Annotated in this window: 23 protein-coding genes; 17 read left to right on the forward strand and 6 right to left on the reverse strand. The window is 72.5% G+C overall.

Annotation, left to right across the window (positions count from 1 at the left end):
• Together QT381_RS10455 and QT381_RS10460 are read right to left on the reverse strand one after the other, a co-directional pair.
• Positions 1 to 549, reverse strand: a 549-nt coding sequence (locus QT381_RS10455; protein WP_502877505.1) for a carboxypeptidase-like regulatory domain-containing protein, incomplete at its 3' end; no start/stop codon positions are given.
• Between the two features lie 152 nt (positions 550 to 701).
• Positions 702 to 1,487: an SDR family NAD(P)-dependent oxidoreductase gene (locus QT381_RS10460; protein WP_289248884.1), complete on the reverse strand. Its 786-nt coding sequence runs from the start codon at positions 1,485 to 1,487 to the stop codon at positions 702 to 704.
• A gap of 115 nt (positions 1,488 to 1,602) precedes the next feature.
• Here QT381_RS10460 and QT381_RS10465 point away from each other — a divergent pair, with 115 nt between their 5' ends.
• Positions 1,603 to 2,460 (forward strand): helix-turn-helix transcriptional regulator, encoded by an 858-nt coding sequence (locus QT381_RS10465; RefSeq protein WP_289248885.1) that lies wholly within the window; start codon positions 1,603 to 1,605, stop codon positions 2,458 to 2,460.
• A 51-nt stretch (positions 2,461 to 2,511) separates the two neighbouring features.
• On the opposite strand, the gene QT381_RS10470 is transcribed toward QT381_RS10465, so the two are convergent.
• Complete coding sequence (locus tag QT381_RS10470; RefSeq protein ID WP_289248886.1) at positions 2,512 to 3,060, reverse strand: TetR/AcrR family transcriptional regulator; 549 nt, start codon at positions 3,058 to 3,060, stop codon at positions 2,512 to 2,514.
• Positions 3,061 to 3,123: 63 nt separating this feature from the next.
• Here QT381_RS10470 and QT381_RS10475 point away from each other — a divergent pair, with 63 nt between their 5' ends.
• Positions 3,124 to 3,816, forward strand: a complete 693-nt coding sequence (locus QT381_RS10475) for an SDR family NAD(P)-dependent oxidoreductase (RefSeq protein ID WP_289248887.1) — start codon at positions 3,124 to 3,126, stop codon at positions 3,814 to 3,816.
• Between the two features lie 92 nt (positions 3,817 to 3,908).
• Positions 3,909 to 4,700, forward strand: a complete 792-nt coding sequence (locus QT381_RS10480; RefSeq protein ID WP_289248888.1) for a transglutaminase-like domain-containing protein — start codon at positions 3,909 to 3,911, stop codon at positions 4,698 to 4,700.
• Between the two features lie 28 nt (positions 4,701 to 4,728).
• Here QT381_RS10480 and QT381_RS10485 read toward each other — a convergent pair whose 3' ends face one another.
• A complete protein-coding gene (locus QT381_RS10485) occupies positions 4,729 to 5,139 on the reverse strand; it encodes a hypothetical protein (RefSeq protein WP_289248889.1) in 411 nt (136 codons plus the stop codon).
• Between QT381_RS10485 and QT381_RS10490 the strand changes: the two genes are divergently transcribed.
• From QT381_RS10490 to prmC, 10 genes are all read left to right on the forward strand, one after another.
• Positions 5,117 to 5,365, forward strand: coding sequence for a hypothetical protein (locus tag QT381_RS10490; RefSeq protein WP_289248890.1), 249 nt, complete (start codon positions 5,117 to 5,119; stop codon positions 5,363 to 5,365). The genes QT381_RS10485 and QT381_RS10490 overlap by 23 nt on opposite strands.
• Before the next feature lie 164 nt (positions 5,366 to 5,529).
• A complete protein-coding gene (gene argS / locus QT381_RS10495; RefSeq protein WP_289248891.1) occupies positions 5,530 to 7,188 on the forward strand; it encodes an arginine--tRNA ligase in 1,659 nt (552 codons plus the stop codon).
• On the forward strand, positions 7,185 to 7,994 hold the full coding sequence (locus QT381_RS10500) for an LmeA family phospholipid-binding protein (protein WP_289248892.1): 810 nt from the start codon (positions 7,185 to 7,187) through the stop codon (positions 7,992 to 7,994). The genes argS and QT381_RS10500 overlap by 4 nt, the downstream gene beginning before the upstream one ends.
• Positions 7,995 to 8,865: 871 nt before the next feature.
• Positions 8,866 to 10,296: a diaminopimelate decarboxylase gene (gene lysA / locus QT381_RS10505; protein WP_289248893.1), complete on the forward strand. Its 1,431-nt coding sequence runs from the start codon at positions 8,866 to 8,868 to the stop codon at positions 10,294 to 10,296.
• Complete coding sequence (locus QT381_RS10510; RefSeq protein ID WP_289248894.1) at positions 10,293 to 11,603, forward strand: homoserine dehydrogenase; 1,311 nt, start codon at positions 10,293 to 10,295, stop codon at positions 11,601 to 11,603. Before lysA ends, QT381_RS10510 begins: the two co-directional genes overlap by 4 nt.
• Before the next feature lie 28 nt (positions 11,604 to 11,631).
• Entirely contained in the window at positions 11,632 to 12,702 is a 1,071-nt protein-coding gene (thrC, locus tag QT381_RS10515; protein ID WP_289248895.1) for a threonine synthase, read from the forward strand.
• On the forward strand, positions 12,699 to 13,655 hold the full coding sequence (thrB, locus tag QT381_RS10520) for a homoserine kinase (RefSeq protein ID WP_289248896.1): 957 nt from the start codon (positions 12,699 to 12,701) through the stop codon (positions 13,653 to 13,655). The genes thrC and thrB overlap by 4 nt, the downstream gene beginning before the upstream one ends.
• A 139-nt stretch (positions 13,656 to 13,794) precedes the next feature.
• Positions 13,795 to 15,906 carry a transcription termination factor Rho gene (rho, locus tag QT381_RS10525; protein ID WP_289248897.1) on the forward strand — a complete coding sequence of 704 codons (2,112 nt, stop codon included), beginning with the start codon at positions 13,795 to 13,797 and terminating at the stop codon, positions 15,904 to 15,906.
• Between the two features lie 5 nt (positions 15,907 to 15,911).
• Positions 15,912 to 16,988 carry a peptide chain release factor 1 gene (gene prfA, locus QT381_RS10530; RefSeq protein WP_289248898.1) on the forward strand — a complete coding sequence of 359 codons (1,077 nt, stop codon included), beginning with the start codon at positions 15,912 to 15,914 and terminating at the stop codon, positions 16,986 to 16,988.
• A 116-nt stretch (positions 16,989 to 17,104) separates the two neighbouring features.
• Complete coding sequence (gene prmC, locus QT381_RS10535) at positions 17,105 to 18,031, forward strand: peptide chain release factor N(5)-glutamine methyltransferase (protein WP_502877506.1); 927 nt, start codon at positions 17,105 to 17,107, stop codon at positions 18,029 to 18,031.
• A gap of 18 nt (positions 18,032 to 18,049) precedes the next feature.
• Here the strand turns inward: prmC and QT381_RS10540 are convergent, their stop codons facing one another.
• Both QT381_RS10540 and QT381_RS10545 read right to left on the reverse strand, forming a co-directional pair.
• On the reverse strand, positions 18,050 to 18,721 hold the full coding sequence (locus QT381_RS10540) for an HAD family hydrolase (RefSeq protein ID WP_289248899.1): 672 nt from the start codon (positions 18,719 to 18,721) through the stop codon (positions 18,050 to 18,052).
• Complete coding sequence (locus QT381_RS10545) at positions 18,718 to 19,338, reverse strand: HAD-IA family hydrolase (protein WP_289248900.1); 621 nt, start codon at positions 19,336 to 19,338, stop codon at positions 18,718 to 18,720. The genes QT381_RS10540 and QT381_RS10545 overlap by 4 nt, the downstream gene beginning before the upstream one ends.
• A 63-nt stretch (positions 19,339 to 19,401) precedes the next feature.
• Between QT381_RS10545 and QT381_RS10550 the strand changes: the two genes are divergently transcribed.
• From QT381_RS10550 to atpB, 4 genes are all read left to right on the forward strand, one after another.
• The gene (locus tag QT381_RS10550) at positions 19,402 to 20,088 is read left to right on the forward strand and encodes an L-threonylcarbamoyladenylate synthase (RefSeq protein ID WP_289248901.1); all 687 of its coding nucleotides are present in this window, start codon (positions 19,402 to 19,404) and stop codon (positions 20,086 to 20,088) included.
• A gap of 13 nt (positions 20,089 to 20,101) precedes the next feature.
• A complete protein-coding gene (locus QT381_RS10555) occupies positions 20,102 to 21,388 on the forward strand; it encodes an MraY family glycosyltransferase (RefSeq protein ID WP_289248902.1) in 1,287 nt (428 codons plus the stop codon).
• Positions 21,385 to 21,852 (forward strand): Cg1360 family ATP-synthase-associated protein, encoded by a 468-nt coding sequence (locus QT381_RS10560; protein ID WP_289248903.1) that lies wholly within the window; start codon positions 21,385 to 21,387, stop codon positions 21,850 to 21,852. Before QT381_RS10555 ends, QT381_RS10560 begins: the two co-directional genes overlap by 4 nt.
• A gap of 143 nt (positions 21,853 to 21,995) precedes the next feature.
• The gene (gene atpB / locus QT381_RS10565) at positions 21,996 to 22,808 is read left to right on the forward strand and encodes a F0F1 ATP synthase subunit A (protein ID WP_289248904.1); all 813 of its coding nucleotides are present in this window, start codon (positions 21,996 to 21,998) and stop codon (positions 22,806 to 22,808) included.
• The last annotated feature ends 27 nt before the right edge of the window (positions 22,809 to 22,835 follow it).

Consider the following 22,835-nt stretch of genomic DNA (forward strand, 5'->3'; position numbering starts at 1 on the left):
CGAGCCGTAGTAGTAGCTGCCGTCGCGGTAGAGCGAGAAGGACACCTGGTCGGGGAGGGCGAGGCCGGCGGGGGCGGTGATGGTGCCGCTGATCTTGCCGCCGGCGGTGAGGGTGATGTTGGCGGTGCTCGTGGCTCCGGCGGTGACCGTGATGGTGGTCGCGCTGTCCTGGCTGGTGCCGCCGTACCAGCCGCTGAGGTAGCTGGGTGCGCTCGAGCTGTAGCTGTACGGGTAGTACTGGAGCGTGTAGGAGCCGGCCGGGAGCCCGGCGAGGGTGAACGTGCCGGTGCTCGGGGCGTAGCCGGACGAGCCTCCGTAGTAGTAGCTGCCGTCGCGGGAGAGCGAGAAGGACATCTGGTCGGGGAGGGCGAGGCCGGCGGGAGCGGAAACGGTGCCCGCGATCGTTCCGGTGTCCTCCGCGTGCGCCGCATCCGCGCTCGTGACGAACTGTGCGAGCAGCGCGGCCGCGGCGAGGCCGATGGCCGCGAGACCGATGAGCAGCAGATGACGGGCGGTGCTGTGCGGACGAACGGCTCGCGGCGAGGTCATTTTCGAGTTGCTCCGACATGTTCAGAAGGCTGTCGAGTCGAGACCGACTCGATACCATCCTGGTGGCGCGCGAGAATGTGTCGAAATCCCCCGACCAGGTGCCGCTAATTCGGGGGAGAACAAGCCAGTGCAGACGTGTCATGCTCCGGCGGTCATGCGCCGGCTCCGCCGTCGACCGGGACGATCGCGCCGGTGACGGCAGAGGCGCGATCGCTGAGGAGGAACGCGGCGACTTCCGCGACCTCACTCGGCTCAGCCATCCGCCCGAGCGGGATCGACGCGGCGATCCGGTCGGTGATACCGGGCGTGGCCTGCTCCCAGTCGACGATCATCTCGGTGGCGGTCCCACCGGGCATGAGGCCGTTGACGCGGATACCCGACGGGGCCCAGGTTACCGCCGCGGTCTCGGTGATGCTGTTCAACGCTCGCTTCATCGCGCCGTAGGCCGGCAGGTCAGGGTTGGCTCGGCGGGCGCCGATGCTCGAGGTGTTCACGATGGCGCCGCCGCCGGACCTGCGCATCAGCGCTGCCTCGGCATTCATCGCGACCCAGTGAGCCCGGAAGTTCACCGCGAACTGCTGCTGGATATCCGCCTCGATGGTGGTGTCCAGAGCACCGGTCTGCTGCTGCACGACTCCGCCGTTGTTGAATGCGCCGTCGAGGCGGCCGTGCACGTCGTCGATGTGGGCGATTGCGGCGCGGATGCTCGCGTCGTCGGCGAGATCGAGGGTCACCGACTCGGCGGCGCCGCCGTCGTCGCGGATCTGGCCGACCGCGCTGTCCAGCGCGTCGCGGCTCCGCGCACCGAGCACGACGGCGGCGCCCTCACGGGCGAACAGCCTTGCCGCCGCGGCGCCGATACCGCGGCTCGCGCCGCTGATGAAGATGACCTTGCCGGCGAGCAGGCCGATGGAGCTGTGGTCGATGGTGTGTGTCATGCCGCCCAGCCTCGCGCCGCGGCCGAACCCTATTCAGGCACAGGAAGTACCACGACACCGCCCGCCTGGCGTCGCAGCCCTGACGGCGAAGCCCGGGAGGATGCAGACTCGCGTTGTGGACAAGCAAGAGCTCGCCTCGTTCCTCCGCAGCCGGCGGGCGCGGCTGCGGCCTGAGGATGCCGGTCTGCCCCGGGGCGACCGGCGTCGCACTCCCGGGCTGCGTCGCGAAGAAGTCGCCGTGCTCGCGCACATCTCGACCGAGTACTACGTCCGCCTCGAACAGGGCCGGGCACCGCGGCCGTCGGCCGAGGTGCTCCTCGCCATCGTCGGAGCACTCCGGCTGACGAACGAGGAATCCGACCACCTGCACGTCCTCGCGGGGACCGCCCCGATCCGCGCCGGACTGCACCGCCGGGATGTGCGCCCGAGCATCCTCGCGCTCATCGAACGCGCCCCCCAGACCGCAGCATTCGTGCGGTCCGCCGCGCTCGAGGTGCTCGCGTGGAACGACCTCGCCGCGGCGCTGATGGAGGACTTCGCCGGCCTCGAACCGGAGGACCGCAATCTCGCCCGCCGCGCGTTCCTGCGAGCGGACAGCGACGGGCGACCGCTCTACGGCATCTCCGATGAAACGGAGTTCCGTGGCCGTCTCGTCGCCGAGCTCCGCCGGGCGCTCGCCCGCTATCCGGCCGACCCGACGGTGCGGGACCTCATTGAGGAGCTGCTCGACGGCAGTGTCGAGTTCGCGCGGCTCTGGCAGCGGCACGACATCCGCGCCGCCCCCTCGCTGACCAAGACGTTCCGCCACCCCGCCGTCGGCACGATCACCCTCGACTGCGACTCGATGGCCCTCGACGAAGCCGACCAGCGCCTGATCCTCTACTCGGCGCCGCGGGGCTCCGCGGACGCCGACGCGCTCGCGCTCCTGAGCCTGCTCGGCCCGCGAGGGATGACCGCTCCCCGGACACCCTGAGCGGCGCGATCGCGATCGACCTGGACGATGGCTCCTGCCGGACGAATGCCGTCAGCGGACGGGCGCTCGTGTCATGGCGCGCCAGAGGATCGCCCCCACGCGCTCATCGATCAACGCGTCGACCGCCGCCGGCGCGGCGCCGGCGCGCGGCAGGCCGGCTCGTTCGATCAGGCCCCGTTCGCGTTCGCGGCGGGGATCGAGAAATCGAGAGCGGAGCTGGTGCGCCGCGGCTTGATCGTGTTGCGCATGGCCGAGCAGCGCGCAGAAGACCTTCCCGTCCGGCAGCTCCTCGACGAAGCGACGGAACCGCTCGAAGTACGCCTCGACATCCGCCTCTTCGACCCTGCCGTCCGGAACCGGAAGGTACTTCTCGGCGCCCTCGATCAGGCCGTCGAGCAAGATCTCGACCTTGGACGGCCACCAGCGGTAGATCGTCTGTTTCGCGACGCCGGCCTGCCGCGCGATCGCCTCGATCGTGAGCTTCGCGAAACCGTGCTCGGCCAGCAGGTCGTCTGCCGCGTGCAGCACCGCACGACGCGCGTCGTCATCGCGCCGGTTGCCGGTGCGGGGCCGCGTGCCCGTCGTCGAGTTCGAACTCACGCCCCCACTCTAGGAGGGAGGGCGTAGACTAGACGCAACGGCCCGTCTAGTTAGGATTCCACCATGTCAGTGCCCGTTCGTTCCGCACTCGTCCTCGGCGCCTCCCGGGGGCTGGGACTGGCGCTCGTCCACGAGCTCGCCCGTCGCGGATGGGCGGTCACCGCCACCGTCCGCGCTCCGAGCCACGCGCTCGAAGCCTCCGTCGCCGCATCGGCGGGGCGGGTGCGCAGCGCGACCGTCGACATCACCGACACCGCACAGGTCGCGGCCCTGCGTCAGCACCTGTCCCGCGACCGGTTCGACCTGCTGTTCGTCAACGCGGGGATCAACCGCAGCGCCGGCGCCGTGACCGAGGCGACCACCGAGGAGTTCATCGAGGTGATGACGACGAACGCGCTCGCCCCGCTGCGCACGATCGAGGCGCTTCGCGACCTGGTCGTGCCCGGCGGCACGGTCGGGGTCATGTCCTCGGAACAGGGCAGCATCTCCCGCAACGACGAGCCGGGCTTCGAGGTCTACAAGGCCAGCAAGGCGGCTCTCAACCAGCTGATGCGCTCCTACGCCACCCGGCACGCGCACGACGACCACACGAAGCTCCTCATCGACCCGGGCCACAACCAGACCGACCTCGGAGGAGCAGACGCCCCGCTCTCCCCAGCCACCTCCATGCCGCTCGTCGCCGACGTCATCGAGTCCACGGCGGGGCAGGTCGGGCTGCAGTTCCTCGACCGCGACGGTGCTCCCGTGCCCTGGTAGCCGGTGCGACTCCGCGAGGCGCCGCGCTGGGCGCGTGGGCCGCATCCGTTCCCCGTCACGCGTCCGCAACACCGTTCTGCGACCATGAGCGCATGCAGCGCACCGTCGGGGTTCACCTCGAGCTCACCCTGTTCGGGCCGACCGACATGGTGTTCGGCATCACGCCCGCGGTGCCCGCGACCGTGAGCGAGACGCTCGCGTTCGTGCACGACGGAACGGATGTCGCGGCCGAGCAGGTGCCGGACCGCGACGGCACGCGGTGGCACCGCCTCCAGGCCGACGCCGGCACCCTCGTCGTCGACTACTCGGGTCTCATCGAGGGGTCGTCGCCGCCCGCACCGGTGACCGAGATCGAGCTCGTCGAGTTCACCCGCCCGAGCCGCTACTGCGAGTCGGACGCGCTCGCCCCGACCGCGCGCGGCGAGTTCGGCGGGCTGCGCGGTCGCCCGCTCGTCGACGCCGTCGTGCAGTGGGTGTCGGAACGACTGACGTACGTGCCCGGATCGAGCCTGCCGACCGACGGGGCGTCGCGCACGCTGCTCGGCCGGCAGGGGGTGTGCCGCGACTACGCGCACCTCACGATCGCCCTGCTGCGCGCGATGGACCTGCCCGCCCGCATGGTCGCCGTGTACGCCCCGGGGCTCAGCCCGATGGACTTCCACGCGGTCGTCGAGGTGTACGTCGAAGGTGCGTGGCACGTCGTCGACGCGACGCACCTCGCGCCGCGCCAGTCGCTCGTGCGCATCTCCACCGGGCGGGATGCCGCCGACACGGCCTTCCTCACCAACCACTGGACCGACCTGCGCCTCGACGCCATCACGGTCACCGCGGTCGTGGACGAGTTCGAGCTCGACGACGGGCGGGACCTCATCCAGCTCACCTAGCGGGTGCCCGGGGCTCAGGGCTCGGGGCTCAGCCGAGCGCGCCGACCACGTCCTCCACGAGCTGCGCGGCGTCGCCGGGCTCGAAGAACGTCTTCGAGTCGAGCGTGATCCAGTAGTCGTCGGTGAAGGCATCCGCCCGCCCCGTCGAGCCGTCGACCGTGAAGTAGCCCCACGGCGTCTGCGTACCCCCCGCGCGCTGCGCCTCGATCGAGGCGAGCGTGTCGGCGCGCAGGTGCGCCACGCCGAGGCTGATGCGCTCCGAGCTCGAGTCGTTGATCCACGAGCAGGCGACGCCCCGGTAGCCGACGGCCGTCGCGGCGCGCGAGCCGGCCGCGGGCGTCCAGCCGTCGTCGAGCGAGAAGTTGCTGTTGTACTCGTACATCTGCTGCGCCGTGACGAGCTGCGCGCAGGTCTGCGTGACCTTCTCTCCGCTGTCCACCGGCGCCGGCGTGTTCGAGTCGGTCGGGGTCGCGCTCGGCGTCTCCGGCGGAGTCGCGGATGCCGTGGCCGACTCCGTCGCGGACGGCGCAGACGGCGAGGGCGCGCTCGGGCTCGCGCTCGAGCCGTCGTCGGGCGCGGTCGGCGTGCAGGCCGTCGCGGCCAGGACGACGCCGAGAGCAAGGAGACCGGAAAGTACGCGACGGGACACCATGCGCCCATCATGACCACCGAGGCCGCCCGCGGCGTCGTCCGACAGGCGGATTCAGGGAAGCGGGCGACGGAACGGATGCCGGCGGGCGACCCCCGGGCGACGGAACGCATCCGATCGGGCGACGGGTGCGCGGCGCGCGGGGGAGCCGCGGGGCGAGCGGCATTAGGCTGAACCCCCGTGAATCCCGCCGATCTCGCCGCCGCCGTCCACTCCGTCGTCTCGGAGGTCGCGGTGCGGCGCGGGGGAGCGGCGCCGGGCCCCGACGCGGTCGTGCTCGACCGGCCGAAGAACCGGGAGCACGGCGACTGGTCGGCGAACATCGCCATGAAGCTCGCGAAACCGCTCGGTGCGAACCCGCGCGAGCTCGCGACCGAGATCGCGGCCGGGCTCGCGGCCATCCCCGGCGTCGCGAGCGTCGACGTGGCCGGCCCCGGCTTCATCAACATCACGCTCGATGCGGCCGCCGCGGGCGAGCTCGCGCGCACGATCGTCGATCAGGGCGACGCGTACGGTCGCGGCCACGCGCTCGACGGCATCCGGGTCAACCTCGAGTTCGTCTCCGCGAACCCGACCGGGCCGATCCACCTCGGCGGCACGCGCTGGGCGGCGGTCGGCGATTCGCTCGCGCGCATCCTCGCCTTCGAGGGCGCGGAGGTGACACGGGAGTACTACTTCAACGACCACGGCGCGCAGATCGACCGGTTCGCGCGCAGCCTGCTCGCCGCACACCTCGGCGAGCCGACGCCCGAGGACGGCTACGGCGGCGACTACATCGCCGAGATCGCCGCGCGCGTCGAGGCCGCCTACCCGGGCCGGCTCGACGAGATCCCGAGCCGCGAGGAACTGCAGGAGGTGTTCCGCAGCGTCGGCGTCGAGCTCATGTTCGGCGACATCAAGAAGAGCCTGCACGACTTCGGCGTCGACTTCGACGTGTACTTCCACGAGAACGAGGTGCACTCCTCGGGCGCCGTCGAGCGCGCCATCCAGCGTCTGACGGATGCCGGCCACATGTACGAGAAGGACGGCGCGCTCTGGCTGCGCACGACCGCGTTCGGCGACGACAAGGACCGCGTCGTCATCAAGAGCGACGGCGAGCCGGCCTACATCTCGGGCGACCTCGCGTACTACCTGAACAAGCGCGACCGCGGGTTCGAGCGCAACATCATCATGCTCGGCGCCGACCACCACGGCTACGTGGGCCGCATGATGGCGATGGCCGCGGCCTTCGGCGACGTGCCGCACGTCAACCTCGAGCTGCGCATCGGCCAGCTGGTCAACCTCGTGAAGGACGGCAAGCCGCAGCGGATGTCGAAGCGCGCGGGCACCGTCGTCGTGCTCGAGGACCTCGTCGACGCCGTCGGAACGGACGCCGCGCGCTTCTCGCTCGTGCGGTCGAGCGTCGACAGCCCGCTCGACATCGACCTCGACCTGCTCGGCCGCAAGACGAACGACAACCCCGTGTTCTACGTGCAGTACGCGCACGCCCGCACGCGCAGCGTCGCCCGCAACGCCGAGGCGGCGGGCGTCGACCGCGGCGTGTTCGACGCGAGCCTGCTCACGCACGAGACGGAGGGCGCGCTGCTCGGCGCGCTCGCCGAGTTCCCCCGCGTCGTGGCCTTCGCCGCGGAGGTGTACGAGCCGCACCGCGTCGCGCGCTACCTCGAGGAGCTCGCGGGCACGTTCCACCGCTGGTATGACGCGTGCCGCGTCACGCCGCTCGCGGGCGAGGCGGTCACCGACCTGCACCGCACCCGGCTGTGGCTCAACGACGCCGTCGCGCAGGTGCTGCGCACCGGGCTCGGACTCGTCGGGGTGAGCGCGCCGGAGCGGATGTGACCTCCGTCGCCGCCCCCGCGCCGCGCGGGCGTCGGCGTCGGGCGCGCGCGCTCGTCGTCGCGCTCGTCGTCGTGGTCGTGCTCGTCGCCGCCGCGTGGATCGCGATCGACACCGCGGGCCGGAGCATCGCGACGGATGCCGTGCGCACCCGCGTCGCACAGTCGCTCGGCGTCGACCCGGCGGCGGTCGCCGTCGACCTGGGATCCGGGTCGCTCGTGCCGCAGCTCATCGCGCAGCGCGCCGACGACGTGAAGGTCGACGCCACGGGCGCCTCGCTCGGGCAGATCACGGGCGACCTCCGCGTTCGTGCCGAGGGCGTGCCGTTCGCGGAGGGCGCCCCGACCCAGAAGCTCACGGCCGTCGTGACCCTGACTCCGGAGCAGATCGCGTCGCTCGCGGGCCGCGTCGACGCCCTCGCGGACGCGCGCATCGTGCTCGGCGACGGCGGCGTGAGAATCGAGTCGTCGTTCGGCGGTGGCGGCCTCGCGCTTCCGGTGAGCGTGACCGCGACCGCGAGCGCCGACGACGGGGCGATCCTGCTGACGCCGACGCACGCGAAGGTCGGCACGCTGGACTTCGACATCGCGGCGCTCCGCTCGTCGCCGTTCGCATCGCTCGTCGACACGGTCGCCGGTCCGCAGCGCATCTGCGTCGCCTCCTCCCTGCCGCAGGGCCTCGAGCTGCGGTCGGTGTCCGTTCATCCGGACGGCGTCGATGCCACCGTGAGCGGCCGCGACGTCGTCCTCGGCACGCTCGGGTCGGCCCCCCGCGCCACGCTCGGGTCGGCCCCCCGCGGCACCTGCTGAGCCGTTTCGGACCCGTCCTGGTCTCGAGACGCGGCCTCGCTTCGCGCGCGCGTTCCTCGACCGGCGGGGCGGGCGAGCGGTCGGTCGCTGGTCGAGGAGCGCCCGAACGATCCGTGGTGGTCTCGAGCGCCGACATCACGGAAATGCAGGAGCGCAGCGCGGCGCACGCGCGCCCAACCCCCGTATCACGCGAGCGTCTCTGCGGTGACGCTCGGGTGCTCCTGCATTTCCGTGATCGAGGGAGGGGTTTCCGCGATGGGGCCGCGCTGGGCGGCGCGCCCGGACCCGCCCGGAGGAGCAGCGGCGGCGCCGGCTCGCTTCGCTCGCGGCTCCTCGACCAGCGGGGTGCGACACAGCTGCCGCTCCGCTGGTTGAGGAGCGCCCGAGCGCAGCGAGGACGCGTCTCGAGACCACCCGCCCGCCCGAACGATCCGTGCTGGTCTCGAGCGCCGACATCACGGAAATGCAGGAGCGCGGCGCGGCGCACGCGAACCCGACCCCCGAATCACGCCAACGTCTCTGCGGCGACGCTCGGATGCTCCTGCATTTCCGTGATCGAGGGGAGGGGTTTACACGGTCGGGCCGCGCTGGGCGGCGCGCGCGGGCGGGGGTGGTCTCGAGACGCGACCGTCGCTTCGCCGGGCGCTCCTCGACCAGCGGGGCCGACCAGCGGGGCCGGCCAGCGGGGCCGGCCAGCGCGCCGGGCGCTCCTCGACCAGCGGCGGGGCCGACAAGCGGGGCCGGCACGGGAGGGAGGTCGGCCGCCGACCGGCACGAGCGGGGGAGGCCCCAGGGCTCGCATAGGATGGGGGCGCTCGTGCCGCGGTCCCGGCCCGCGGGACCCCCCGCCGCATCCGTTCGAGGTCGACCCGTGTCCCAGTCTCCGCTCGCTCCCGCGTGGCTCGACGTCCCGGACGACGCGAACGCCCTCGCCCCGGCCGTGTGGTCGAGCGGCGCGACGCGCGCCGCGACGGGCGAGATCGCGATCGCCGGCGTCACCGCGACGGCGCTCGCCCGCGAGTTCGGCACCCCGCTGTACGTCGTCGACGAGGCGGATGCCCGTGCCCGGGCGACCGCAGTGAAGGCCGCGTTCGACCGCGAGTTCGCGCGCGTCGGCTCGGCAGCGAGGGTGTACTACGCGGGCAAGGCGTTCCTCTCCACGCAGGTGGTGCGCTGGATGCTCGACGCGGGACTGAACATCGACACGTGCACCGGGGGAGAGCTCGCCGTCGCGCTCGCCGCGGGCGCCGACCCCGCGCGCATCGGCCTGCACGGCAACAACAAGAGCCTCGCCGAGATCGATCGTGCGGTGAGCGTCGGCGTCGGCGCGATCGTGATCGACTCCCTGATCGAGATCGACCGGGTCGCGGATGCCGCCGCGCGCCACGGCCGCGTGCAGAACGTGCGGCTGCGCATCAACTCCGGCGTGCACGCGTCGACCCACGAGTACCTCGCGACCGCGCGCGAGGACCAGAAGTTCGGCATCCCGCTCGCCGAGGCGGAGGGCACGGTCGAGCGCATCCGTTCGCGCCCGCAGCTGCGCTTCCTCGGCCTGCACTCGCACATCGGCTCGCAGATCTTCGAATCGGACGGCTTCGCCGAGGCCGCGCGACGCCTGCTCGCCGTGCACGCGCGGCTGCTCGCGGGCGGCGAGGTGCCCGAGCTCAACCTCGGCGGCGGCTTCGGCATCGCCTACACGAGCGTCGACGAGCCGCTCGCGTTCGACGAGATCGCGGCGCGCTTCGCCCGGATCGTCGCGGACGGCGCCGCCGAGGCCGGCGTGCCCGTGCCGATCGTCGCGATCGAGCCCGGCCGGTCGATCGTCGGCCCGGCCGGCGCGACGCTGTACGAGGTCGGCACGATCAAGGACGTGCTCGTCGACGGCGAGCACGTGCGCAGGTACGTGTCGGTCGACGGCGGCATGAGCGACAACGCGCGGACCGCGCTCTACGGCGCCGATTACAGCGTGCGCATCGCGAACCGCGTGACGGATGCCGCCCCCGCCCTCGTGCGCGTCGCCGGCAAGCACTGCGAGTCGGGCGACATCGTCGTGCAGGCCGACTACCTGCCGGGCGACGTCGCGCCCGGGGACCTGCTCGCGGTGCCCGCCACCGGCGCCTACTGCTGGTCGCTCGCGAGCAACTACAACCACCTCGGCCGCCCCCCGGTCGTCGCGGTGCGCGACGGCGCGGCCCGCGTCATCGTGCGCGGCGAGACGGAGGCCGACCTGCTCGTGCGGGACGTCATCCTCGACCCCGTCCGCGCGGACGAACCGGACCGCGCTCTCGAAGGAGACCAGTGATCGAGTACCGCAACCTCAAGGTCGCACTGCTGGGCGGCGGCGTCGTCGGCGCCAACGTCGCCGACCTGCTGCTGAAGCACGCCGACGAGCTCGCGGGCCGGGCCGGCGCCGGCATCGAGCTCATCGGGGTCGCGGTGCGCAACCCCGGCGCCGAGCGCGTGCCCGCGATCCCCGCCGAGCTGCTCACGACCGACGCGCTCGCCCTCATCCACGGTGCCGACATCGTCGTCGAGCTCATGGGCGGGCTGGAGCCCGCGCGCACGTACATCCTCGAGGCGCTGCACAGCGGGGCGGATGTCGTCACCGCCAACAAGGCCCTGCTCGCCACCCACGGTCCCGAGCTCTTCGACGCCGCCGAGCGGGTCGGCGCGCAGCTCTACTACGAGGCGGCGGTCGCGGGCGCCATCCCGATCATCCGCCCGCTGCGCGAGAGCCTCGCGGGCGACCGGGTCACGCGCATCCTCGGCATCGTCAACGGCACGACCAACTACATCCTCGACCGCATGGACCGGCAGGGCGAGGACCTCGCCCCCGTGCTCGCCGACGCCCAGCGGCTCGGCTACGCCGAGGCGGACCCGACGGCGGATGTCGAGGGCTACGACGCCGCGCAGAAGGCCGCCATCCTCGCGAGCCTCGCCTTCCACTCGACGGTCCCGCTCGACGCCGTGCACCGCGAGGGCATCACGGGCGTCACCCTCGAGCAGGTCACGGCGGCCCGGGCCGCGGGCTACGTCGTCAAGCTGCTCGCGATCTGCGAGCGCGTCGAGACGGCGGACGGCAGCGCCATCAGCGCGCGCGTGCACCCCGCGCTCGTGCCGCTCGCGCATCCGCTCGCCGCCGTGCACGGCGCCAACAACGCCGTGTTCATCCAGGCCGAGGCGGCCGGCGACCTGATGTTCTACGGCGCGGGCGCCGGCGGTCCCCAGACGGCGTCGAGCGTGCTCGGCGACCTCGTCTCGGCGGCCCGGCGCCACGTCGTCGGCGGCCCCGGCGTCGCGGAGTCGACGCACGCGAACCTGCCGATGCTGCCCATCGCGAGCGTCGTCACGCGCTACCAGATCACCCTCACCGTGCTCGACCGCCCGGGCGTGCTCGCGACTATCGCGACGGAGTTCAGCGAGCGGGGCGTGAGCGTCGAGCAGGTGTCGCAGTCCGTGTCGACCGGCGGGGATGCCCCGACCGCTAGCCTGGTCGTCGTCACGCACGCCGCCCCCGAAGCGGCCCTCGCCGCGTGCGTGTCCGCGCTCGCGGGGAGCGACGTCGTGGCATCCGTCGATTCCGTCCTCCGAGTCATCGAAGCCCAGTAGACCCGCTGGCAGAGTAGAAAGACCGCACGTGGCCCATCAGTGGCGTGGAGTGCTCCACGAATACCGCGACCGTCTCGACGTCACCGACGCGACCCCGATCGTCACCCTCGGCGAGGGCGGCACGCCGCTCATCCCCGCCGGCGCGCTGTCGAACCGCACGGGCGCGCGCGTCTTCGTGAAGTTCGAGGGCATGAACCCGACCGGCTCGTTCAAGGACCGCGGCATGACGATAGCGGTCTCGAAGGCCGTCGAGCACGGCGCGAAGGCGGTCATCTGCGCCTCGACCGGCAACACCTCCGCCTCCGCGGCGGCGTACGCGACGCACGCGGGCATCACCGCGGCCGTGCTCGTGCCCGAGGGCAAGATCGCGCTCGGCAAGCTCGCCCAGGCCATCGCGCACGGCGCCGAGCTGCTGCAGGTGCAGGGCAACTTCGACGACTGCCTCGACATCGCGCGCGACCTCGCCGCGAACTACGCCGTGCACCTCGTCAACTCGGTCAACAACGACCGCATCGAGGGGCAGAAGACGGGCGCGTTCGAGGTCGTCGACGTGCTCGGCGACGCGCCCGACTTCCACGTCATCCCGGTCGGCAACGCGGGCAACTACACCGCCTACCACCGCGGCTACCGCGAGTACCTCGCCGACGGCGTGTCGACGAGGCTCCCGCGGATGTTCGGCTTCCAGGCCGCGGGCAGCGCGCCCATCGTCACGGGCCGGGTCGTGAAGAACCCCGAGACGATCGCGAGCGCGATCCGCATCGGCAACCCCGCGTCGTGGGAGCTCGCGCTCGCCGCCCGCGAGGACAGCGACGGCTACTTCGGCGCGATCACCGACGAGGCGATCCTCGACGCCCACCGCATCCTGTCGAGCGAGGTCGGCGTGTTCGTCGAGCCGGCGAGCGCGATCGGCGTCGCGGGACTGCTCGAGCGAGCGGATGCCGGCGCGATCCCGGCGGGAGCGACCGTCGTCATCACGGTCACCGGCCACGGGCTCAAGGACCCGCAGTGGGCGCTGAAGTCCGCGGACGGCGCCGAGGTGCAGCCGACGGTCGTGCCCGTGGACGTGCCGCAGATCGCATCCGTCCTGGGCCTTACGTGACCGAGGGCGCGCCCGCGCCGAGCCCGCTCCCGGTCGGGCGCTCGGTCGCGGTCACGGTGCCCGCGACGACGGCCAACCTCGGCCCCGGTCTCGACACGCTCGGCCTCGCGCTCGCGCTCTACGACGAGCTCGAGGTCACGGTGCGCGCGGCACCCGGCGCGAGCGTCGAGGTGCACGGCGTCGGCGAGGGGGTCGTGGAGACCGACGAGTCGAACCTCGTCGTGCGCTCGATCGCGGCGACGTTCGCGGCCTACGGGTATCCCGTGCCCGGGCTCGACCTGGTGGCGCGCAACAGCATCCCGCACGGCCGCGGCCTCGGCTCCTCGGGCGCTGCGATCGTCGCCGGCGTGATGGCCGCCCGGGGCCTGCTCGAGGGCGTCGTCGACATCGACGCCGACGGGCTGCTCGCCGTCGCGACCGAGCTCGAGGGACACCCCGACAACGTCGCCCCCGCGCTGTTCGGCGGCCTCACGATCGCGTGGACGACGCCCGAGGGGCCCGGCGCGAAGAAGCTCATCGTGCACCGGGGCGTCTCGCCGCTCGTGCTCGTGCCCGAGGCGACGCTGTCCACAAAGCTCGCGCGCTCGCTGCAGCCCGCCCAGGTGCCGCACGAGGACGCGATCTTCAACGTGTCCCGCTCGGCGCTGCTCGTCGCGGCGCTCACCCAGAGCCCCGAGCTGCTGCTCGCGGCGACCGAGGACCGGCTGCACCAGAACTACCGGGCGAGCGCGATGCTCGAGACGGATGCCCTCATCCGCCTGCTGCGCGCGCGCGGTCTCGCGGCCGTGGTCTCCGGTGCCGGGCCGAGCGTGCTCGTGCTCGCGAGCGATCCGGCCCAGCGCCAGCTCGCCGTCGACCTCGTGGCGGCTGAGGGTTCCACCGGCTGGCAGGCGCTCATGCTCGCCGTGGATTTCAAGGGTGCTACAGTGGCCACGCGCCAGGTAGAAGCCTGAAAGCTTCCCCGGTCGCTCTCTTATCACCGGTCGTCGACCGTCCGCCCGAATCTGTGCGCGGCAACCGCCGACCATCTCTCCACCGGATGCCCGCTCGCAGAATGACCGGCACCCGCGTGGCGGAAGGAATCCACCAACTGTGACCGATGTCGATGCCCGCCGTACGGGCGACACCGCCGACCTGACCGCCCTCCGCATCCCCGAGCTCGTGAAGCTCGCCGGGGAGCTCGGCATCGTCGGCGCCTCCAAACTCCGAAAGGGAGAGCTCGTGAACGCGATCAACGACGTTCAGAACACCCAGGACGCCGCCCCGGCCCCCGCCGAGGTGCCCGCCGAGGTGCCGGCCGCCGAGGCTGCACCCGTCGATGCCGAGGCTCCCGCCGAGGACCCGGCCCCCGCGGACGCCGCCCCCGCCGACCCGGCGGCGCCCGTGACGGATGCCGTGCCCGCCGCCGACGCGCCCTCCGCCGACGTGCCCGCCGCGACCGGGGCGCCCGTGGCATCCGGTGCGGACGCGCCGGCCGTCGAGGCTCCCGCCGCGACCGGCGGATCCCGTCGCCGCGGCTCGCGCCGTGCGACCATGGGCGACGCCGAGGCCCGTGCCGCGGCCGCCGCCGCCGTCGAGGACCTCGTCGCGCAGCAGTCCGCGGGCGGCGAGAACGCGCCCAAGTCCGCCACCGCCCACGTCTCCGAGAACGCGATCGACGCGCTGCTCGACGGCGTCGTGCCGTCCGGCGAGGGCGACGGCGCCGAGCCGCAGCGCGAGCCCGGCCAGGGCCGCAGCCGCAACCGCAACCGCCGCGGCGGCCAGGGCGGCCAGGGCCAGGGCGGCCAGGGCCAGAACGCGCAGAACCAGAACGCGCAGAACCAGAACGCGCAGAACCAGAACACGCAGGGCGAGCGCGGGCAGAACACGCAGACCGAGCGCGCGCAGAACGGTCAGCAGGGCACCGCGAACGGCCAGCAGCAGACCCAGCAGCAGAACGGCCAGAACCCGTCGCAGGGCGACGCCGAGGGCGGCGAGCGCAGTGGCCGCAGCCGCTACCGGGACCGCAAGCGCGGCCGCGGACCCGTCGGCGACGACTTCGAGCCCGAGATCAGCGACGACGACGTGCTCATCCCGATCGCGGGCATCCTCGACGTGCTCGAGAACTACGCCTTCGTGCGCACGAGCGGATACCTGCCCGGCACGAACGACGTCTACGTCTCGCTCGGACAGGTCAAGAAGTACAACCTGCGCAAGGGCGACGCGGTCGTCGGCTACGTGCGCCAGCCGCGCGGCGACGAGCAGCAGGGCCGTCAGAAGTACAACGCGATCGTCAAGATCGACTCGATCAACGGCCTGACCCTCGAGCAGAACGCCGAGCGCGTCGAGTTCTCGGCGCTCACGCCGCTCTACCCGCAGGAGCGCCTGCGCCTCGAGACCGACGCCGGCAAGCTCACGCCGCGCATCATCGACCTGGTCGCGCCCATCGGCAAGGGCCAGCGCGGGCTCATCGTCTCGCCGCCCAAGGCCGGCAAGACGCTCGCGCTGCAGGCGATCGCGAACTCGATCGCGGCGAACAACCCCGAGGTGCACCTCATGGTGGTGCTCGTCGACGAGCGCCCCGAAGAGGTCACCGACATGCAGCGCACGGTGAAGGGCGAGGTCATCGCCTCCACCTTCGACCGCCCCGCCGAGGACCACACCACGGTCGCCGAGCTCGCCATCGAGCGCGCGAAGCGTCTCGTCGAGCTCGGACACGACGTCGTCGTGCTGCTCGACTCGATCACCCGCCTCGGACGCGCCTACAACCAGGTCGCGCCCGCCTCGGGTCGCGTGCTCTCGGGCGGCGTCGACGCGGCCGCGCTCTACCCGCCGAAGCGCTTCTTCGGCGCGGCGCGCAACGTCGAGGAGGGCGGCTCGCTCACGATCATCGCGACGGCGCTCGTCGAGACCGGGTCGAAGGCCGACGAGGTGATCTTCGAGGAGTTCAAGGGCACCGGAAACTCCGAGCTCCGGCTCTCGCGCCAGCTCGCCGACAAGCGCATCTTCCCCGCGGTCGACGTGAACGCATCCGGAACCCGTCGCGAGGAGATGCTGCTCGGCCCCGACGAGGTCAAGGTCACCTGGAAGCTGCGCCGCGCCCTCGCGGGCCTCGACACGCAGCAGGCCACGGAGACCGTGCTCGGCAAGCTCAAGGAGACGAGCTCGAACGTCGAGTTCCTGCTCGCGATCCAGAAGTCGCTGCCCGGCGCCGAGAAGGAGTAACGCCCGTGTTCGAGTCCGTGAGCGGGCTCGTCGCGGAGCACGAGGAGCTGGGTCGCCAACTGGGCGACCCGGCCCTGCACGCCGATCCCGCGCGGGCCAAGAGGGTCAACCGGCGATACGCCGAGCTGTCCCGGATCGTGCGCGCGCACGAGGACTGGCTCTCGGCGGGGGAGGACCTCGGCGCGGCGCGCGAGCTGGCATCCGAGGATGCCGCGTTCGCCGACGAGGTGCCGGCGCTCGAGGCCGCGCTCGCCCAGGCGCAGGAGAGGCTGCGGCGGCTGCTCATCCCCCGCGATCCGGACGACGGACGTGACGTGATCATGGAGATCAAGGGCGGCGAGGGCGGCGAGGAGTCGGCGCTGTTCGCGGCCGATCTGCTGCGCATGTACCTGCACTACGCCGAGTCGCGCGGCTGGAAGACCGAGCTGCTCGAGCGCACCGAGTCCGACCTCGGCGGGTACAAGGACGTGCAGGTCGCCATCAAGGCGCCCGGGGCGACCGACCCCGCCGACGGCGTCTGGGCGCACCTCAAGTACGAGGGCGGCGTCCACCGCGTGCAGCGGGTGCCCGCGACCGAGTCGCAGGGCCGCATCCACACGTCGACGACGGGCGTGCTCGTGTTCCCGGAGGTCGACGAGCCGGAGGAGGTCGAGATCGCGGCGAACGACATCCGCATCGACGTGTTCCGCTCGTCCGGCCCCGGCGGCCAGAGCGTCAACACGACCGACTCGGCCGTGCGCATCACGCACCTCGCGACGGGCATCGTGGTGTCGATGCAGAACGAGAAGAGCCAGATCCAGAACCGCGAGGCCGCGATGCGCGTGCTGCGCGCCCGGCTGCTCGCGCGCCAGCAGGAGGAGCTGGATGCGGTCGCCTCCGACGCGCGTCGCAGTCAGATCCGGTCCATGGACCGCTCCGAGCGCATCCGCACGTACAACTTCCCCGAGAACCGCATCGCCGACCACCGCACCGGCTACAAGGCCTACAACCTCGACCAGGTGATGAACGGCGCCCTCGAGCCCGTCATCGACGCGTGCATCGCGGCGGACGAGGAAGCGCGGCTCGCCGCCCTGGCCGTCTGAGCGGTGTCGGGCCGCGGGCGGGCGAGCAGCGGCGGTGACCGAATCGTGACCACCGACCGGCGCCCACGGGGCTAGGGTCGTAGCCGTTCGGAACCCGACCCGACACCACGGAGCCCATGAGCATCACCGCCTCCCGCACGCCCGCAGCAGACACCGACCACACCGGCGCCGACCGCACCGGCCCGGTCAAGCTCCCCGCACTCATGACCCGCAGCATCGAGGTGCTCACGCGCGCCGGCGTGCCGAACGCGGATGTCGACGCCGAACTGCTCGTCGCCCACGTGCTCGGCGCCTCGCGCGGCGACGTGCAGGCGCGCGAGATCGTCGGCTCGTCGATCCCGCGCGCGCAGGCGATCACGATCGAGGAGCTCGTCGCCCGCCGCGCAGCGCGCGAGCCGCTGCAGCACATCACGGGCGTCGCGTACTTCCGCTCGCTCGAGCTCGCGGTCGGACCGGGCGTGTTCGTGCCCCGCCCGGAGACCGAGTCGGTCGCGCAGGTCGCGATCGACGCGCTGCGCGCCGCGGCGACGGATGCTCCCGTCGCCGTCGACCTCGGCACCGGAACCGGGGCGCTCGCCCTCGCGCTCGCGACCGAGGTGCCCGCGGCATCCGTCAGCGCCGTCGAGATCTCGCCCGAGGCGTTCATCTGGGCGCGCGAGAACGTGCGCCGGGCCGGCGCGCCGAACCTGCGCCTCGTGTTCGCCGATCTCGCGGTCGCGCTGCCCGAGCTCGACGGCACGGTCGACGTCGTCGTGTCGAACCCGCCGTACATCCCGCTCGGCGCGGTGCCGCGCGACCCCGAGGTGCGCCTGCACGACCCGGAGCTCGCGCTGTACGGCGGCCCGGACGGGCTCGACGTCGTTCGCGCGGTGTCCGCGACGGCGAAGCGCCTGCTGCGGAGCGGGGGAGCGGTCGTGATCGAGCACGGCGAGCTGCAGGGCGCGGCGATCCGCGCGCTGCTCGCCGCGGACGGCTGGCTCGACGCCGCGACGCAGCCCGACCTCACGGGCCGCGACCGCACCACCACCGCGCGTCGCGGGTAGGCGGCGGGCGGTCGCGATCTACCGGTCCTGGGCGGCGAGTGGCCCCGATCGGGACGTCTCGCGGGCGGGGGCGCGGCCGGGGGAGCGCGACGCCGCGAAGGCGTCGACCGCGGCCCGCATCCGCGCGGCATCCGTGAACAGGTGCGCAGTGATGCCGACGGATGCCGCCCCCGCGACGTTCTCGGGCAGATCGTCCGCGAAGAACGTGTCGGCGGCGTCGGCGCCGTACGCCGCGAGCACCCGCTCGAACACGATCGGCTCGGGCTTGCGCGCGCCGTAGTGCGACGACGTGAACCGGTCGTCGCCGAACACCTCGACGAGCTCGGGCGCGAGCGCGTCGAGGTGCCGCAGCGTCAGCGGCCCGTTGTTCGTGAGCAGGCTCACCCGGCCGAGCGTCGCGGCGTGCCGCACGACGTCGATCGAGTCGGGCCACGGGCGCATCGCGGCGGCGCGGATGCGCACCCACTCCGCCTCGGACACGGGCCGGCCCATCGCGGCCGAGAACGCGGCGACGTACTCGTCGGCGTCGTACCCGCCGCGCTCGGCGTGCCACTCGCCGGCCTCGTTCCACCAGCGGCGGCGCAGCTCGGGCAGGTCGTGACCGGTCAGCTCGGACAGCAGCGTCATCCGTGCGCGCCAGTCGTAGTCGTAGAGCACGTTGTCCATGTCGAAGACGAACAGCAGGCTCACACGCGCGCTCCCTGGAACGCGGCGATCGCGGCGTGCAGCGCGTCGTCGTCACCGGTGTAGTGGTGCGCGGTGATGCCGATCGAGCGCGCGCCCGCGACGTTGTCCGCCGAGTCGTCGACGAAGAACGTCTCGGCCGCCTCGGCGCCGTAGCGATCGAGCGCGATCTCGAAGGCGTGCGGAGCGGGCTTGCGGATGCCGATGCCTGCGCTCACGAGCACGTTGCCGGCCAGGATGCCGGTGACGTCGGGCGCGATGATCGGCAGCGCGGCCTCGAACACGGACGGGTTGTTCGACAGCAGGGACACCGTCGCGCCGCCGTCCCGCGCGGCCGTCAGCTCGGCGACCACGCCGGCGTTCGGGTGCGAGGCGAGCTGCCGGGCACGCGCCCACTGCGCGAGGGTCAGCCGCGTGCTGCCGGTCTCGCGCGCGAACGCGTCGAGGTACTCGTCGGCGGTCGGGAACTCGCCCGCCTCGGCGCGCAGCTCGAGCCCGCGCGCCCACCAGCGGCTCGCCAGCCGGTACTCCGACACTCCCGCGACGCGGGCCAGCTCGGGCAGGCGGCGACGGAAGTCGTAGGCGTAGAGGGTCTTGTCGAAGTCGAACAGATAGAGAGTCACGGCTCTCTCCACGCTACTCGCCTCCGATCGGTGCTCGGGGCCGCTGGCTATCATGGGCGGGATATGTCCGCCATCTACGACTGCACCGTTCCGGCGGACCTGCTCACCGGCACGCGGCTCGCGCGGGCGGCGATCGGGCGCGGCGAGCTCGTCGTCATCCCGACCGACACCGTCTACGGCGTCGCGGCCGACGCGTTCCAGCCGGCCGCGGTGCAGCGGCTGCTCGACGCGAAGGGCCGCGGCCGCCAGTCGCCGCCGCCCGTGCTCATCCCCGGCATCCCGACGCTCGACGCGCTCGCCGAGGAGGTGCCGGATGAGGTGCGCACCCTCGTGCGCGCGTTCTGGCCCGGCGGCCTCACGATCATCCTGCCCGCCCGGGACTCGCTCGCCTGGGATCTCGGCGAGACGCACGGCACGGTCGCGCTGCGGATGCCCGCGGACCGCATCGCGCTCGAGCTGCTGAGCGAGACGGGCCCGCTCGCCGTCTCGAGCGCCAACCTCACCGGCCGGCCCGCCGCGACGACCGCCGCCGAGGCGGAGGCGATGCTCGGCGACAGCGTCGCGGTGTACCTCGACGGCGGAGCGGCGGGTGCCGACCACGACGGCGCGGCCGGCCCCGGCGCCGCCCACCGCGACCCCGGGTCCACGATCGTCGACGCGACCCCGCTGCTGCGCGGCGAGCCGATCCGCATCGTGCGGCACGGCGTCATCTCCGACGACGCCGTCCGCGCCGCCCTGGACGCGCCGTGAGCCGGGTCGCCCGGTGAGGCTGTACCTGCTCGCGGCCGCGACGGCCGCCGTCGTGGCGTTCGTGTTCGCCTGGGTCATCCTGCGGCTGAGCCTGCGCTTCCGGCTCTACCCGCAGATCCGCGCGCGCGACGTGCACGAGAGCCCGACGCCCCGGCTCGGCGGCGCGGCGATGTTCCTCGGCGTGCTCGCGGCGTTCGGCGCGGCGAGCCAGTTCGGCGGCCTGCGCTGGCTCGGCAGCCCGGAGGGGCTCGGCCGGTTCGACCTGATCTTCTCCGAGCCCTCGAAGATCTTCGGCATCCTCGGTGCGAGCCTGCTCATCGTCGTCATCGGCGTCGTCGACGACCTCTGGGACCTCGAGTGGTGGACGAAGCTCGCCGGCCAGGTGATCGCGGGCGGCATCCTCGCGTACTCGGGTGTCACCATCACGACGCTGCCGGTGTTCGGCGCCGTCGCGATCCTGCCCTCGACCGTCTCGCTCGGGATCACCGTGTTCGCGGTCGTGCTCGTGATGAACGCGGTCAACTTCATCGACGGCCTCGACGGGCTCGTCGCGGGGGTCGCGATCATCGCGAACGGCGTGTTCTTCCTCTACAGCTTCACGCTGTCGGTGTTCGTCGGGCAGAGCGAGTACTTCAACCTCGCGGCGCTCATCTCCGCCGTGCTGATCGGCGCGTGCGCGGGCTTCTTGCCGTTCAACTTCCGCCTGCCGCCGCACTTCCGCCCGGCGCGCATCTTCATGGGCGACTCGGGTGCGATGCTCGTGGGCCTGCTCATGGCGGCCTCGGCGATCACGGTCACGACGACGACCGACACGCAGAGCTGGGGCGGCCGCCAGCTGCTGCCCGCGTTCATCCCGATCCTGCTGCCCGTCGCGATCCTGGTGCTGCCGCTGCTCGACTTCGCGCTCGCCGTCATCCGCCGGCTGCGCGCCGGCAAGAGCCCGTTCAGCGCCGACCGGCTGCACCTGCACCACCGTCTGCTCGACATCGGCCACTCGCACCTGCAGGCCGTGCTCATCTTCTACGGCTGGACGGCGGTCATCTCATTCGGCGTGTTCGCCTACATCGTGCTGCCGTGGGAGGGGGCGACGGTCATCATCGCGGCCGGCGTGCTGGTCTGCGGCGTCGCGACGATCGTGCCGCTGCTGCGGCGGCATCCGCTCGACGCGCCGCCGACGGATGAGACCCCCGTGCAGTCCGCGCCGGTCGCCTCCGCCGCGAAGCCGACGCCGGCATCCGCGCCCGCTCCCTCAACGTCGTCCCCGACGCCCGCATCCCCGACGAAGGGAACCTCCCTGTGACCGCGCCGACTCCGGCCCCCCGGCCGCCCCAGACCCCCGTGGCGCTGTTCCGTCGCGTGCTCATCGGCGGCGGCCTGCTCGCGGTCGCCGTCGCGCTCGTCGGGGGCGGCATCGGACTCGCCGTCGACGGCTCGCGCGGTCTCCTCGGCGGCCTCGTCGGCGCCGTGTCCGCCGCGGTGTTCCTCGGCCTCACGGCCGTGAGCATCATCGTCGCGACGCGGCTCACCCGCGGCGACATGCTCAACCCGGCGTACTTCGCGATCATCCTCGGCGGCCTGTTCGTCAAGTTCGCGGTGTTCTTCGCGCTCGCCCTCGCGCTGCGCGGCCAGGACTGGATCAACGGCACGGTGCTGTTCTGGTCGATCGTGGCGGCCGTGCTCGGCTCGCTCGTCGTCGACACCGTGGCGATCTCCCGATCTCGCGTTCCCTACACGGACGCGAAGCTCCCGGGCGACCCGTCCTAGCCGCCGGACGGTACGCCGGTCCCGGGAACTCTTGATAGGGTTGCCAGGGCCGCGTTCACCTGCGGTTCCCCCTCTTCCTTTCGTCGCGTGCGACCCGCACGCCCCGATGTTCGGAGACAGCGCTGCTATCTAACGCTCTCGGCTTGCTCGCGCCTGCCGTCGTCGCCGCAGACGACGACGGGCCGGTGTTCCACGCGCCCTCGCTCGACGAGTTCTATCCCGGCGCCCTGCTGTTCGAGGGCACCCCCTTCGAGCTCAACCGCATCATGGCGATCCGGCTCATCGTCGTCGCCGTGCTCGTGATCGTGCTGCTGCTCGGCACGCGCCGGATGTCGATCGTTCCGCGGCGCCCGCAGGCCGCGCTCGAGTTCGCGCTCGGCTTCGTGCGCAACAACATCGTCATCGAGACGCTCGGCGAGAAGGACGGCCGCCGCTTCATGGCGCCGCTCATGACGATCTTCTTCGTCGCCCTCGGCATGAACATCACGGGCATCGTGACGCCGTTCAACATCGCGGGAACGTCGCTCATCGGCCTGCCGCTCGTGATGGCCGTGGTGTCGTACGTGCTGTTCATCTACGCGGGCATCCGCAAGCACGGCGCGCGCTTCTTCAAGAACTCGCTGTTCCCCGCGGGCGTGCCGGCGGGGCTGTACATCATCGTGACGCCCATCGAGTTCATCTCGACCTTCATCCTGCGCCCGGTCACGCTCACCCTCCGACTGCTCATGAACATGGTCGCGGGCCACCTGCTGCTCGTGCTGTGCTGGTCGGCGAGCTGGTTCTTCCTGTTCGGCCTGCTGCCGCACGGCGACTTCATCGGCCTGCTCGGCGCCGGAACCGTCGCGTTCGGCTTCGCGTTCACGCTGTTCGAGATCCTCGTCGCCGCCCTGCAGGCCTACGTCTTCGCCTTCCTCGCCGCCGTCTACATCCAGCTCGCGCTCGCGGACGAGCACTGAACCTCCGGCACCACGCCGGAACCCATC

The sequence above is a fragment of the Galbitalea sp. SE-J8 genome (assembly GCF_030345695.1).
GTDB lineage: Bacteria > Actinomycetota > Actinomycetes > Actinomycetales > Microbacteriaceae > JAUASV01.